Raw genomic sequence first — 13,275 nt, forward strand, 5'->3', positions numbered from 1 at the left:
ATGGAAGAGGGTGCGGAGCTCAGTGGCGAGCAGCTGGCGGACCTGATCGGGCTGGTACGCCAGCACACGGGCATCGCCATGAGCGAGCGCAAAGGCGTGCTGCTGCAGGGCCGCCTGCGGCCACGCCTGCGCGCGCTCGGCCTGCAGGGCTACGGCGACTATGTGGCCACGGTGCGGCGCGGCGGGCCGGAGATCGAAGCCTTCGTCAACCTCGTCACCACCAACGACACGGCCTTCTTCCGAACGCCGGCCGTGTGGCGCTATTTCAGCGAGCAGTTCCTGCCGGCCTGGCACCAGGCTCACGGCGGGCGCACGCTGGCCATCTGGTCGGCCGCTGCGGCCAGCGGCGAGGAGTGCTATTCCATCGCCATGCTGTGCAGCGAATTCCAGGAACGCCATCCGGATTTCCGCTACCGGCTGCTGTGCACCGACATTTCGACCGAGGTGCTGGCAACGGCGGAGGCGGCGCGCTACCAGGGCCGTTCCGTGGAACGCTTCCGCGCCGCGCACCCCGAGCTGTTCGCGAAATACATGCTGCCTTCCGGCGTCGGCCATGTGGTGCTGCCGGCGCTGCGCCAGCACCTGCAGTTCGCCAGCCACAACCTGCTGCAAAGCCCGCCGCGGCACGGCCACTTCGATCTGGTTTTCCTGCGCAATGTGCTGATCTACTTCGATGAGGAAAACCAGCGCAAGGCCTTGCGGCAGGTGCGCAGCGCCATGCAGGCCGGAGGCCGGCTGCTGCTGGGCGAGCAGGAATCCATCACGCGCATCGAAACGGCCTTCCGTTTCGAGCAGCAGCATGTGTACCGCATCGCGGAGGACGCATGAACGAAGACCTGACCTGCCATGTCTGGAGCGGCGAGCTGCGGGTGGGGCAGGGCGCCCAGGTGCTGACGGCGCTGCTGGGCTCCTGCGTGGGCATCGGCATGATCTGGCGCAGCAGGCGCCGCTGCGGCCTGGCCCATTGCTTCCTGCCCGCCTCGGACGGCCCGGACTGCATGTACGGCGCCCGCTATGTGAACCTCGCGGTGCCTTCGCTGCTGCAGGCGCTGGGGGTGCGGGAGGAGAACTATGCCGAAGTGGAAGTGATCGTGGCCGGCGGCGCACGCATGATCAGTGCGCTGTACGCCAACGAGGCGGTTGGCCGCCGCAACGTGGCTGCCGCCCAGGAATGCCTGAACAGCCGCGGGCTGCGTGTTACCTACGCCGATGTCGGCGGCTGCCTTGGACGCCGCCTCACCATCGACTGCGAACAGCAAAGCTACTCGGTCACAAAAATCGCCGCACCAGAACAGGAGAACCGCCATGCAGGCGCATGAACAACTGCCAATGAGCGCCGCCGCCCACCAGGCCGCCACGGCGATGGCAGCGGCGCGCGCCGCCGCTGCCAGGGTGCTGGAAGAAGCCAGGGGCATGGAGCTGTTCGGCAGCTTCATGCTGAACGGCCAGGAGTTCGCCATCTCCGCGCCCAGCATCCGCGAAGTGGTGAGTATGCCGGACGCCATCACGCCCATGCCGCTGTCGCCTGCCTATCTTGAAGGCTTCTTCACGCTGCGCGGCGCCGCCATCCCGGTCGTCAATCTTGGGCGCATCTTCAATCCCGCATCGCCTGCCGCCCATGGGGGACAGAAAATCGCCATCCTGGACCATGAAGAAGTGCAGGTCGGCCTGCTGTTCGATGCCACCGGCGAGGTGCTGCGCGTGCGTCCCGAGCAGCGCAGCAGCGTGCAATGCGCCGCCTCGGTGATCAACGGCGCCATCCTGCTGAATGATGGCGCGCGCCTGATCCAGGTGCTGGATGCCTCGGCCCTGATCCGCATCGACAACGTGCCGCAGGTGCGCTCGATGGGCGCCGCAGCCCGTGCCGCCGACCGCAGCCGCTTCCTGCGCCACGCCGAAGGGCGCAAGTGCATCAGCTTCAGCGCGGGCGGCGCCTCCTTTGCAATGCCGATGGAGGCGGTGCAGGAGATTATCCCCGTCCAGGAATTCAAAAGCTCGGTCATGCTCAGCCGGCTGTGCCTGGGCTGGATCAATTTCCGCGGCGATGCCGTGGGCATCGTGGACTTCGCGGCGCTGATGCAGTGCGAGCGCGCCGCCGAAGCGCAGGAGCCGCGCATCCTGGTGCTGCGCATGGGCAGCGAGCTGCTGGGCTTCCTGGTCGATTCGGTGGATGACGTGCGCGCCTATTTCGAAGGCGATATCCTCGCCATTCCCATGCTGGGCACCCGGCGCGCCGCCATGTTTCGCGGCTGCCTGCCGCGCACGGGCGGGCGCGATACGCTGTTCCTCGACCATGGACAGATCTTCGAAGGCAGCGAGCTGCGGGAGATTTCTGCGGGCCACCGCCGCCTGTACCAGCAGGAAGCCAGCGCCGCCGCCGAACATGCGGCACGCCACGCGGCGGCTTCACGGCGCCAGGTTTACCTGGCCTTCTGCCTCGGCGCGCCATGGGCGGCGGATATCAGCTCGGTGCGCGAGATCATTCCCTGCGCCCGCGACCTGGCCCGTCCGCCCGGCACGCCGGAATGCGTGCGCGGCATCCTGCAGCTGCGCCAGCAGATGATTTCCGTAATCGACCTGCGCATCCTGTACGGCATGCCGGCGCTGGAAGACATGAGCGAGGCGCGCATCCTCGTGCTGGAGCAGGGCGAGGAGCGCTATGGCGTCATCGTGGACAAGGTGGACAGCATTCTTTCGGTGGCCGACAGCGACCGCCGCCCGTCGCCGGCCCTGCTGCGCAGCGGCGGCGCGCCGGACGATATGCGCAGCGAAGTGGTGGAAGTGCTCGATATCGAAGGCGAGAATGGCCGCCAGGTACGCAGCATCTTCTCGCGCGATCATTTCTTCGCGACACTGAAGCGCAAGCTCGAAGCAGCATAAGCGGGCGCTATGTGCGGCAGCCCACATAGCCTTTGCCGGCTGTGTGGCACGCTCGGGGGCTCACACCCCTTGAGCAAGGACGTACATAATGATGAGCAAGAATATCGCCTGGCCCATGCTGCTGCTGCTGGCGGCAGGCGCCTACGCCCAGCAGGGCGATGGCACCCGTGTAGCCATCGGCACCGCCGTTTTCAAACCGGCCAAGGTGGCGGCCACGCCGGAGCGCATGGCCGCCCTCAGGGCGCCCGCAGGCTTCAGCGTGACGCCGTTTGCAACAGGACTCGGGAATGCACGCATCGTCGCCGTCGCACCAAACGGCAATGTGTATGTGAGCCGCCGCGACGAGGGCGACGTCATTCTCCTCAAGGATGCCGACAGCGACGGCAAGGCCGACGGGCCGCCGCAGACCGTCGCCAGCCGCGCGGGCGCACACGGCATCGCCATCAAGGACAACAAGCTCTATCTCGTCACCGTAAAGGAGGTCTTCGTTGCCGACATCCTGATCGACGGCCGCCTTGGCGCACTGAAGATGATCATCGGCGACCTGCCTGATGCGGGCCAGCACGCGAACCGCACGCTGGCCTTCGGGCCGGACGGCATGCTCTATATCACGGCAGGTTCGACCTGCAATGCCTGCAACGAAAGCAACCCGGAAAACGCCACCGTGCTGCGCGCCTCGCCGGACGGCAAGCACCGCGCCATCTTCGCCAGCGGCCTGCGCAACACCATCGGCATCGACTGGCACCCCAAGACGGGCGAACTATGGGGCCTGGACCACGGCATCGACTTCCTCGGCGACGAGCAGCAGGAAGAGGAACTGAACAAGCTGGAACTGGGCAAGCAGTACGGCTGGCCGCATATCTACGGCAAGGGCGATATCTACCCCCAAAGCACGCCGCCCGGCCAGATCACGAAGGAGCAGTGGCAGGTGCGCAGCACGCCCATGGTGCTGGGCTACACGGCGCATGCGGCGCCGATGCAGCTGCTGTTCTACCGCCAGGGCGCCTTTCCGGCCGAGTATGCGGGTGATGCTTTTGCCACCATGCGCGGCTCATGGAACCGCAGCACGGCCTCCGGCTACGAAATCGTGCGTATCCGCTTCGAGGCGGGCCAGCCGAAGTCCATCGAGCCTTTCGTGACGGGCTTTCTTACGGACGGCGGCAATACACATATCGCGCGTCCTGTCGGCCTTGCCGTCGCAAAGGACGGCTCGCTGCTGATGGCCGACGACGCGAATGGCGTGATCTACCGCATCGCCTGGACCGGCGCCAGCACTGCAGCCAAGCCTGAGCAGCCCGCGCCCGCCAGCACCATGCTGGCCATGGCGAACAAGGGCAACGGCGTGCCGCTGGCGCAGGACCGCGCTGAAACGCAGGCGAAAGGCCGGCTGGCCGTGAGCTCCACGGCCTTCCGCGACGGCGGCATGCTGGAGCAGAAGTACAGCGAGTACGCGGACGGCGTGTCGCCGCCGCTGGCATGGAAGCCGGTCGACGGCGCGCGTTCCTACGCCATCATCATGGAAGATCCCGATTCCTCGCCGGTGAAACCTTTCGTGCACTGGCTGGCCTGGAATATTCCGGCCGAAGTCAGCGCGCTGCCTGAAGGCCTGCAGGAACAGCCGCGCCTGACCGAGCCCGAAGGCGTGCTGCAGGGCCGCACCACGCGCGGCTCGATCGGGTATTATGGCCCGCGCCCGCCCGCAGGTGATCCGGCGCACCGCTACCATTTCCAGGTCTTCGCGCTCGATACGAAGCTGGACCTGCAGTTCGGCGCCGACCGCGACCAGCTACTGCAGGCAATGAAGGGTCATGTGCTGGCAAAAGGCGTCATCGTCGGCAAATACGGCCAGAAGGTGAAACCGCCCAAATAAGGAGGAGCTTTGATACGTGCAATCGTAACGGGACATAGCCGCGGGCTGGGTGAAGGCATCGCCGCGGCCTTGCTGGAGCAGGGCGCCGAAGTGCTGGGCATTGCGCGCGCTTCTTCGGCCAGCCTGCGGGCCCGCTTTCCCGCCCTGCGCGAAATCGCGCTCGACCTGGCCGACAGCAGCGCGCTGGCGGCCTGGCTCGGCACGGGGGAACTGGCGGCCTTCCTCGCCGGCACGCAGGGCGCGCTGCTGGTGAACAATGCGGGCGTCGTGCAGCCGCTGGCGCCGGCGGGCAAGCAGCAGCCGGCATTGCTGGAACATGCCATGGCGCTGAACGTGACGGCGCCGCTGCTGCTGTCGAACGCCTTCATCGCGGCCGGCGCAGCGGTGCCGGACCGGCGCATCGCCCACGTCTCCAGCGGCGCCGGGCGCAACGCCTACGCCGGCTGGAGCGCCTACTGCGCCGGCAAGGCGGCGCTCGACATGCACGCTCGCGCCGTGCAGGCTGACGCGATCCCCGGCCTGCGCATCGCCAGCGTGGCGCCCGGCGTCATCGACACGGCCATGCAGGCCGAATTGCGCAGCGCAAGCGAAGCCGATTTCCCCCAGCTCGCGCGCTTCCTGGCGCTGAAGGAGGAGGGAGGCCTCAGCGATGCCCTGGAGACCGGGCGCCGCTTCGTGCGCTACCTGCTGTCGGCGCAGTTTGGCGTGGAGGTTCTGGCCGATCTGCGGCACTGCCGCGATTGACAGGCTGTTCCTCCAATTCCGCAGTTCGTCGGATGCCGGCCGCCTGCAGGCTCGCTCCGCGCTACAGTTCTCTCACCACAATCACAACAGGGAGAACAGGATGAAGAACACCATGGCGCTGGCAGCGATGCTGCTGTGCGGCGGCGCGCTGGCCGGTCCGGTCGGCGTGCGGGTGCTGCCGGAACAGCCGCTGATCGAGCAGGGCAAGCACCAGCAGCTGCTGAATATCGACTTCCTGATCGATAACGGCAGTGCCGAAAAAGTCACGCTCGACGAGGTGGAAGTGTCCGTCCTGGGCGAACGGGACAAGCTGCTGGCGCAGTACCGCGTGGGCTCCAATGGCATGAGCGTGGCCGTGGTGCCGAACCGCGTGATCGAGGCCGGCAAGCAGGAACTGGTGTTCAATCCGCTGTTCGCCTATCCGCAGGAGCTGGAACTCGGCAAGCTGCGCTTTAACTTCCACTTCAAAACCGAAAAAGGGCCCGGCTACGAGGCGGAAACCATCGTCACGCCGCGCCGTTTCGAGCCGCAAGCGCAGCTGCGGCTGCCGGTGACCGGTCCCGTGCTGGTGCATGACGGCCATGATTTCTATGGCCACCACCGCCGCCTGCCGCTGCTGGACCCCATGGCCGTAGCGTTGAACTTCAAGCGCAACTTCATGCGCTACAGCTACGACTTCGTCATCACCGACGACAAGGGCAATATGTACAAGGGCGACGGCAGCCGCAACGAGGACTGGTACGGCTGGGGCGCGCCGGTGTCGGCGCCAGCCGCCGGCAAGGTGCTGCGCGCGGTGTCCGGCATGCCGGACAACGGCAAGGGCAAGCCGCCATCCTTCACGCGGGAGCAGTTCATTGCCGATCCATCGCTGATGTGGGGCAACCATGTGGAGATCGACCACGGCAACGGCGAAATCAGCCTGCTGGCCCATCTCAAGCAGGGCAGCGTCACCGTAAAGCCCGGCGACCCCGTCAAGGCCGGGCAGCAGGTCGGACAGATGGGCTTTTCCGGCGATGCCTTCCTGGTCCACCTGCATTACGACCTGAAGAACGGTCCCGGCTTCGACGCGGATGCCTTGCCCGCGCCTTTCTCCGGCTTTGAACGCCTGACCGGCAAGCAATGGCTGAAGATCGGGCGCGGGCAGGTGGACAGCGGCGACATCGTGCGCCGCAGCCGCTGAGTCCCGGCCCTCAGCGGCACTCGCGCAAGGGTTCGCCGCGCTTGTCCAGCATGCCGGGATCGATCACGCGCGGCAAGCGGTAGATGGCCAGCCAGGCCTGGACCAGCAGGGCAGGCGGCTTGCCGGGCGAGCCGGGGCTGCGTTCATAGCCGGCCAGCATGAAGCGGCCGCCGCTGACCCATTCCAGCGTGGTATCCAGCAGCTGGCGGGCATCGAAGCTGCCGTCGCTGCGCTGCAGCCGGGTCAGCGGCGTAATGCGGCCCAGCTCGGCATCGCGCTCGAACACCATGGCCAGTTCGCCCTGACGCGGATATACATAACCGGCGGCACGCGCGGCGCGGTCCACCGCCACGCCGCCGCGGTACAGGTCGGTGACTTCCAGCGGCGCGGTATCGAAGGGCGGCGCCAGCTGGCACAGCCAGCTCTGGGCAAAACCCATGAACTTGCCCTTTGTATCGCGCTGGCGTTCGGTGCCGCTCAGCACAAAATGCGTGCGCCGCAGGTGCACTACGCGCGGCGCCACCAGTTCGCCCACCGGGCCGCGCTCGCCGGGCCGGAACAGGCGCGCCACCTTGACCGGCTTGCGCTGGCCCTGGTCCGTTACATCCATCACCACCAGTTCGCAGGGCTCCGGCAGTACGCCGGCCGCCTGCGACAGGCAGTCGGGGATCAGCATGCCCCATTGGCGTCGTCTTGCCACCCACACCTTCACTTACGTCACCTCAATTAAACTGTATGTATATACAGTATCGCATGCCGCTTTGACTGTCCAGCCACAAAAGAGTTCGGTGTGCGTTGTGGAATTGATATTTAAGACAATTGGACAACATCAAAGACCGTATCGTTCTTCCTGCACACCAGTGCTTTTCGCTTCCAAGAAAACCTTTTTAGGGGGACGTACAAATGAAGATCAAACTTGCTTTTGCATCACTGCTGGCTGCTCTCAGCCTCTCCACCAGCGCGCTGGCCGATGTGGTCAACGCCGGCACCATTCCGGTCTCGCCGGCTGATCCCTTCAGCCACGTGTTCACCCACGGGCCGGGTGCGTTCTTTGACACCGTCAACTTCGACATTGTCGCTCCCCAGCTCGGCTCCTCGGCCAATCCGCTGGTGCTGACCCTGAACAATGTCGATGTCTTCGCCATCAGTGGCCTCAGCTATGAGTTGTGGGATAACGCCCACCCGAACGGCGTGATCAGCTATGGCGTGTTCAGCGGCAACGACACGACCTATACCATCATGCTGAGCTCGCCAGGCAGCTATCACATCGACCTCAGCGGCAATGCCACCGGCGTCGCCGGCGGCGTCTACGGCGTGGCCCTCATCACTGCCGTGCCGGAACCGGAAACCTATGCACTGCTGCTGGCCGGCATCGGCTGCCTGGTGTTCGTGTCGCGCCGCCGCGGCAAGAATCCACAGGTGGACTCGACCGCCTTCGCCTGAACCCGTTTTTTCATTGTCCGCAGGTCGGCGAGAGCGCAGGCTGTTGACCCCATGAGGGCCTGCGCGCCCGCCTTACGAATGCTGCCTGGTGCCTGTCCCGGCAGCATTTTCTTTTTTACCACAGCGAGCTCAGCACTTGACATTACTGAAACAAAAATAATGGAAAATTTGCTAATCTTAGTCCCGTAGCACAGCAATTAAAAAAATCCAGCCGCCGGATCTCAGGTGGCCACGTCCACGACGGAGAGGCAAGATGAAGCAGTATCCAGTCATGTTCGGGCAGTCCCAGGCGGGCGGCACGCAGGCCGCCTCCCTCTGCGCCGAATGCCGGGTTGCGCGGCTGTGCCCCGTGGCCCAGATCGCCGGCAATACCACGCACCGCATCGTTACCCGCCGGCTGCGTTTCCAGCGCGGCGCCAGCCTGCACCGGGCCGGCGACGAAGTGCAGGACCGCTTCTACGTGGTGCGCTACGGCCGTTTCAAGATCCTGCAGGCCGATCCCGACGGCCAGCCGCGCCTGACCGGCCTGGCCCTGAGCGCCGACCTGCTGGACATGAACGTCATCGGTCTGCGCCACCATCCCTGCACCGTGACCGCACTGGACGACAGCGAAGTGTGTGAAATCAGCTACGGCCCGCTGGACCGGATGACCGAGCATAACCGCCTGGTGCTGGCCCACCTGCCATCGCTGCTGGCGCGCCAGATGCTGCGCGAGCAGGACGCGGCGCTGCGCCTGCGCCACGGCAAGGCAGCACAGCGCCTGGCGGAATTCCTGCTGCGCGTGTCGGAAGCCTATGTGGTGCGGGGCTTCGCCGCCTTGCGCTTCCAGCTGCCCATGCCCAAGGCCGACGTGGCCGACTATATCGGCATCTCGGCCGAGTCGCTGAGCCGGCTGCTGGCCCGCTTCAGCGCCGAGCGCCTGGTGACGGTGGACGGGCCGAATATGGAGATCCTCGATGCAGAAGCCTTGCGCCAGACGGCGGGAGAAGCGCAATGAGCTTCTCCTGTGGCGCCTGCCCTTCGCGCAAGCTGTGCGCGCCGCACACGCTGGAAATCGCGGATACCGAGCATATCGACAAGATGATTTCCGGCCGCTTCACGGTGCGCGGCGGCGAACGCCTGCGCCTGGTGGAAGAAGAGGGCGGCAGCGTCTTTCTGGTGCGCACCGGAACGCTCAAATGCTCCTTCCTGACGGCCGAGGGGGACGAATGCGTGACCGGCTTCCTGGACAGCGGCGACCTGCTCACGCTGGACCGCAAGGAGCTGAACGGCAAGGCCTGCGACCTGAGCGCACTCAGTCCCAGCACCTTGTGCCGCCTGTCGCTGTCCAAGCTGCGCCAGATGGCGGCGGAGAATCCGACGCTGCAGCGCCAGCTGATCGTGCTGATGAGCCGCGAGATTGCGCGCCAGGGCTTGGCCGTGCAGCTGCTGCGCCACACCAGCGCGGCGCAGCGGCTGGCCCATTTCCTGGTCAGCGCGGCGTGGAAGAATGCCCAGCGCGGCCGGCCCGACACCGACTTCATACTGCCGATGACCCGGCGCGACCTGGCCGACTATCTGGGCCTCAGCGAGTCCACCACGGCGCGCCTGTACAGCGAGTTCAACAAGCTGGGCTATATCCAGATGCACCACCAGCACCTGCGCATCCTGCAGCCGGAGGCGCTGCGCCGCCTGGCGGGCGCCAGCGCCTTTCCCGCAGCCCCGCATTGAGGCGCCGCGGCGGCCGGGACTACAAGGACCGCAGGAATGCCAGCACGGCTTCCCGGTCCGCCTTCGGCAACTGCTCGAAGCGCTGGCGCGCCCGTTCCGCTTCGCCGCCGTGCCACATGACGGCCTCCGTCAGCGACCGCGCGCGCCCATCGTGCAGGTAGCCGGCCTTGCCGCCATTGCCCATCACTTTCTCGGTGTAGCCGATACCCCACAGCGGCGCGGTACGCCACATGCTGCCCTTGGCCTGGCCTTCCGCCAGCTTGTCCGCCAGCCCTTCGCCCATATCGTGCAGCAGCAGGTCCGTATAGGGACGGATGGTCTGGTTGCGCAGCTCGGCGAACAGGTGTCCCGGCCCGGTCCTCATTTCCACCGTGTGGCAGGCGGAGCAGCGCATGTTCTGGAACACCTTCGCGCCCAGGCTGACCTGGGCCGGATCCACCCGGTGTTCCTCCAGCGGCGCCACGCCCTTCGGGAAGCCGCTGGCAAGGCTGCGCTGGGCGGGAACCGCGACCAGCGCCAGATAGTTGGCAATCGACTGCAGGTCCGCTTCCGAAATGCCTTTCTGGGGCGCGGCGCCGGCGCAGCCGGCAGGGTCGGTGCTGCAGCTGCGGTTGCGGTACACGGGTGAGGTGACGGACATGTCCTGCAGCAGGGCGTCGGCGGTCTGCTGGCGCAGCGTTGCCTTGGAAGCTTTCCAGCCGAAGCGGCCCACGCGCACCGCGCCGCTTTCCGGGTCGAACACGAAGTTGGCCACGCCGCGCACGCCATCCGCATCCGGCGTGCTGCGCGCACGGGCCAGTATATCGGCTTCCGGCACGGCTTCCAGCAGGCCCGCGCCGATCATGGGCTGCGCCGCCCGCAGCGACACGGTATCCGGTACCGCGCCTTCGAAAGCGAGCACCGGCTTGCGCAGTTCCACCGCCGTGCCGTCGGCCAGCTTCGCGTTCTTCGTCTCGAAACCGGCCACGCGCACGCCGCTGCCCCAGTTCTGGGGCGTGCCGCTTGCCGACACGGCGTTCATCTGCACCGCGCTGCCGTATTGCGGGTGCGGCAGCTGCTGGCCCGACGCGCCGCTTACGGCCACCCGCACCGACATGGTGTCGAGGCGCTGGTTGACCGCTATCGGGGCCGGGCTGCGGCCGTTGTTTACGTGGCAGCCGATGCAGGCGGACTGGTTGAAGCGCTGGCCCTGCAGGCCGATGGCGGCGTCATAACGGTCATTCCCGGGCTCGTTATGTTCGCCCGTGGTGAAGTTCGTATGCACCAGGCGCCGGCCTTCCACGAAGCGCTGCATGTTCTGCATGCCGATATTGTTGTGCGGCTGCTGGAACATGAACAGGGCGTTATCGGTGTAGTTGTACGGCACCGATCCCAGCCCGCCCGACAGGGTTTCTTCCGGCAGCGGCACCGAATTCAGGCGCGGCTGCACGCCATACCAGGGACGCAGGCCGGCGCCCACCACATAGGTCCATTCATAGGAGTAGTAGCGGATGCCCCCGTTATCGCCTTTCGCCTGCATGGACTCGGTGGTGGAGAACATCGACGGCGACACTTCGATGATGTCGCCCGCCACCAGCGCGCGGCCGGGCACCGACTTGCCGTTCGGGAAACCGTTGGCATCCAGGTCGCCATGGCCGGGATAGCCCTTGATCAGCAGCGTGCATGCGCCGTTGATGCCATTGGCCGAAGCCAGCCTGCCATTGGCGGGGTAGGGCACCGGTTTGCAGATCGGGACATCGCGGTCCACCAGCTCGCCCGGATTCATCCAGCCGTAGCCGGTCACGCCCGGCCGGTCGAAGGCGCGGAAGAAGGCCACGCCGCCCGGCAGGAAGTCCACCGTGATGTACTGGTTGACGATCAGCGTCGGCTTGCTGACGCCCGCCACGCGGCTGTTGTCGATGACTTCGAAGCCCCAGGTGCGGTTCTTGAAGTACTGCGGCACAAAGGTCAGGTAGTTGCCGGGGCCCTTGTCGAGCGGCAGGCCCGTCACCGGATCCACCGTTTCATTGGGACCGTAACCCGCTTCGTTCCACTCCTCGCCGCGCTCGCGGCCATGGCGCGCCAGCGCGCGCACGCCGAAGCGCGTGACGAGGGTGCCATCCGGCAGCGTGAACTGCAGCGTTTCGATGGGCTCGGACGAAGCGGGCAGCGGCGCCCAGCCATTGCCGTTCAGCGGATAGCGGATGGCCGACGTCGCAGCGGCGGGCAGCGTGTTGTCGCTGCCGGGCGATTTGAACTCCACTTCGAACAGGGAGTAGCCGTATTGCGTGGCGCGGGCCACGCCCTGCAGCCGCAGGTAGCGGGCGTTGATGCCGAGGTTGAAGAATTCTTCCGTGCCGCCGCGCCCATTGTTCACATAACGCAACTGGGTCCAGTTCTGGCCATCGTCGGATACGTTCAGCGAATATTGCTTGCCGTACGAGTTTTCCCACACCAGTTTCATATAGCCGATGGCGGTCTTGCTGCCGAAGTCATACTGGATCCATGCGCCATCCTCGAAGGCGCTGGCCCAGCGCGTGTTCAGCTTGCCGTCCAGCGTCTGGGCAGCGTTGAGGCCGGGATTCTCCAGGCGCGAGGAGGTGGCGGCAAGCGGCTTGAGCGCCACGCCCGGCTTGGCGGGATCGGCCGGGTCGGGCACCGGCGTCGGCGGCGGTGGTGCCGTCACCGGCGTGCCGGAGAAGGCCTGGATCTCGAAGATCGAGTAGCCGTAACCGGTGGAGCGCTTGAGGCCCTGCATGCGGAGATAGCGGCCTTGTCCGTTCAGGCCGGCGATGTCCTCCACGCCGCCTTCGCTGTTGTCCACGGCCCTGATCGTGGTCCAGCTCCTGTTGTCGTCGGATACCTGCAGCAGGTACTGGCTCGCGTGCGCGTTCTCCCAGTCGATGCGGACGCGGGTAATGACTTCGGACTTGCCGAAGTCCAGCGTCAGCGACTGGTCGTCACTGAAATTGCTGCCCCAACGGGTGTCCTGCTGGTGGTCGATCGCCGCCGCAGCCGACAGGTCGCCCCGTTCGGCAGAAGTGGCGGTGGCGCCCACCGGCGTCAGCGGTGTTTCCGGCGCGGCGCCGCCGGCTTTCATCAGCGCCGCAGTTTTAGCCACCGGTGACGGCGATTCACTGCCGCTTCCTCCACCGCAGGCTGCAAGAAGTGCTGCAAGGGCGAGAGGAAGCCCCCGTTGCGTCATATTCATATTTCCTCTCTTTCTTTTCTGACATTATTATTTCAAATATGACAGTCATCATGTATGACTGCCAATAAAAAGCCGCAATTAATGCGACTTTTGGAGAGAATTTCTACAGAGAAATTCCAATATATAGAATATGCGCAGGGTTCTTATGCTGTCAATTACAGCATAAGGGGGAGGAGGGATAATAATGTTGTCCGCGGCAAGAAAAAATGCATAGCAGAAAAGCCACAGCCTTGCTTATTATAGTATTCTTCCTGAACG

Annotated in this window: 11 protein-coding genes; 9 read left to right on the forward strand and 2 right to left on the reverse strand. The window is 65.7% G+C overall.

The annotated features are described in order from the left end of the window. The 6 genes from ACJRPG_RS08765 to ACJRPG_RS08790 all read left to right on the forward strand — a co-directional run bounded on the left by ACJRPG_RS08765 (position 1) and on the right by ACJRPG_RS08790 (position 6,674). Positions 1-828 carry a CheR family methyltransferase gene (locus tag ACJRPG_RS08765; RefSeq protein ID WP_407999676.1) on the forward strand — a complete coding sequence of 276 codons (828 nt, stop codon included), beginning with the start codon at positions 1-3 and terminating at the stop codon, positions 826-828. Next, a complete protein-coding gene (locus ACJRPG_RS08770) occupies positions 825-1,319 on the forward strand; it encodes a chemotaxis protein CheD (protein ID WP_407999677.1) in 495 nt (164 codons plus the stop codon). Before ACJRPG_RS08765 ends, ACJRPG_RS08770 begins: the two co-directional genes overlap by 4 nt. Then, entirely contained in the window at positions 1,306-2,880 is a 1,575-nt protein-coding gene (locus tag ACJRPG_RS08775) for a chemotaxis protein CheW (RefSeq protein ID WP_407999678.1), read from the forward strand. Before ACJRPG_RS08770 ends, ACJRPG_RS08775 begins: the two co-directional genes overlap by 14 nt. An 88-nt stretch (positions 2,881-2,968) precedes the next feature. After that, on the forward strand, positions 2,969-4,750 hold the full coding sequence (locus ACJRPG_RS08780) for a YbhB/YbcL family Raf kinase inhibitor-like protein (protein WP_407999679.1): 1,782 nt from the start codon (positions 2,969-2,971) through the stop codon (positions 4,748-4,750). 9 nt (positions 4,751-4,759) lie between these two features. Next, a complete protein-coding gene (locus ACJRPG_RS08785) occupies positions 4,760-5,494 on the forward strand; it encodes an SDR family oxidoreductase (RefSeq protein WP_407999680.1) in 735 nt (244 codons plus the stop codon). Positions 5,495-5,594: 100 nt separating this feature from the next. After that, positions 5,595-6,674: a M23 family metallopeptidase gene (locus tag ACJRPG_RS08790; RefSeq protein WP_407999681.1), complete on the forward strand. Its 1,080-nt coding sequence runs from the start codon at positions 5,595-5,597 to the stop codon at positions 6,672-6,674. Between the two features lie 10 nt (positions 6,675-6,684). Here the strand turns inward: ACJRPG_RS08790 and ACJRPG_RS08795 are convergent, their stop codons facing one another. Then, on the reverse strand, positions 6,685-7,374 hold the full coding sequence (locus tag ACJRPG_RS08795; protein WP_407999682.1) for a hypothetical protein: 690 nt from the start codon (positions 7,372-7,374) through the stop codon (positions 6,685-6,687). Between the two features lie 203 nt (positions 7,375-7,577). Between ACJRPG_RS08795 and ACJRPG_RS08800 the strand changes: the two genes are divergently transcribed. The 3 genes from ACJRPG_RS08800 to ACJRPG_RS08810 all read left to right on the forward strand — a co-directional run bounded on the left by ACJRPG_RS08800 (position 7,578) and on the right by ACJRPG_RS08810 (position 9,827). Beyond that, on the forward strand, positions 7,578-8,117 hold the full coding sequence (locus ACJRPG_RS08800) for an FxDxF family PEP-CTERM protein (protein WP_407999683.1): 540 nt from the start codon (positions 7,578-7,580) through the stop codon (positions 8,115-8,117). 253 nt (positions 8,118-8,370) lie between these two features. Beyond that, the gene (locus ACJRPG_RS08805) at positions 8,371-9,114 is read left to right on the forward strand and encodes a helix-turn-helix domain-containing protein (RefSeq protein WP_407999684.1); all 744 of its coding nucleotides are present in this window, start codon (positions 8,371-8,373) and stop codon (positions 9,112-9,114) included. Continuing rightward, positions 9,111-9,827 (forward strand): helix-turn-helix domain-containing protein, encoded by a 717-nt coding sequence (locus ACJRPG_RS08810; RefSeq protein ID WP_407999685.1) that lies wholly within the window; start codon positions 9,111-9,113, stop codon positions 9,825-9,827. Before ACJRPG_RS08805 ends, ACJRPG_RS08810 begins: the two co-directional genes overlap by 4 nt. Before the next feature lie 19 nt (positions 9,828-9,846). On the opposite strand, the gene ACJRPG_RS08815 is transcribed toward ACJRPG_RS08810, so the two are convergent. Further along, positions 9,847-13,017, reverse strand: coding sequence for a di-heme oxidoredictase family protein (locus tag ACJRPG_RS08815; RefSeq protein WP_407999686.1), 3,171 nt, complete (start codon positions 13,015-13,017; stop codon positions 9,847-9,849). Positions 13,018-13,275 lie beyond the last annotated feature (258 nt).

It is taken from the genome of Pseudoduganella rhizocola (assembly GCF_045984285.3).
Taxonomy (GTDB): domain Bacteria; phylum Pseudomonadota; class Gammaproteobacteria; order Burkholderiales; family Burkholderiaceae_D; genus Rugamonas.

Excerpts from the sequence above, each read along its gene's own strand:
- ACJRPG_RS08805 (WP_407999684.1), top strand. The coding sequence starts at position 8,371 with ATGAAGCAGTATCCAGTCATGTTCGGGCAGTCCCAGGCGGGCGGCACG.
- ACJRPG_RS08775 (WP_407999678.1), top strand. The coding sequence starts at position 1,306 with ATGCAGGCGCATGAACAACTGCCAATGAGCGCCGCCGCCCACCAGGCC.
- ACJRPG_RS08790 (WP_407999681.1), top strand. The coding sequence starts at position 5,595 with ATGAAGAACACCATGGCGCTGGCAGCGATGCTGCTGTGCGGCGGCGCG.
- ACJRPG_RS08800 (WP_407999683.1), top strand. The coding sequence starts at position 7,578 with ATGAAGATCAAACTTGCTTTTGCATCACTGCTGGCTGCTCTCAGCCTC.
- ACJRPG_RS08815 (WP_407999686.1), bottom strand. The coding sequence starts at position 13,017 with ATGAATATGACGCAACGGGGGCTTCCTCTCGCCCTTGCAGCACTTCTT.
- ACJRPG_RS08780 (WP_407999679.1), top strand. The coding sequence starts at position 2,969 with ATGATGAGCAAGAATATCGCCTGGCCCATGCTGCTGCTGCTGGCGGCA.
- ACJRPG_RS08810 (WP_407999685.1), top strand. The coding sequence starts at position 9,111 with ATGAGCTTCTCCTGTGGCGCCTGCCCTTCGCGCAAGCTGTGCGCGCCG.
- ACJRPG_RS08765 (WP_407999676.1), top strand. The coding sequence starts at position 1 with ATGGAAGAGGGTGCGGAGCTCAGTGGCGAGCAGCTGGCGGACCTGATC.
- ACJRPG_RS08770 (WP_407999677.1), top strand. The coding sequence starts at position 825 with ATGAACGAAGACCTGACCTGCCATGTCTGGAGCGGCGAGCTGCGGGTG.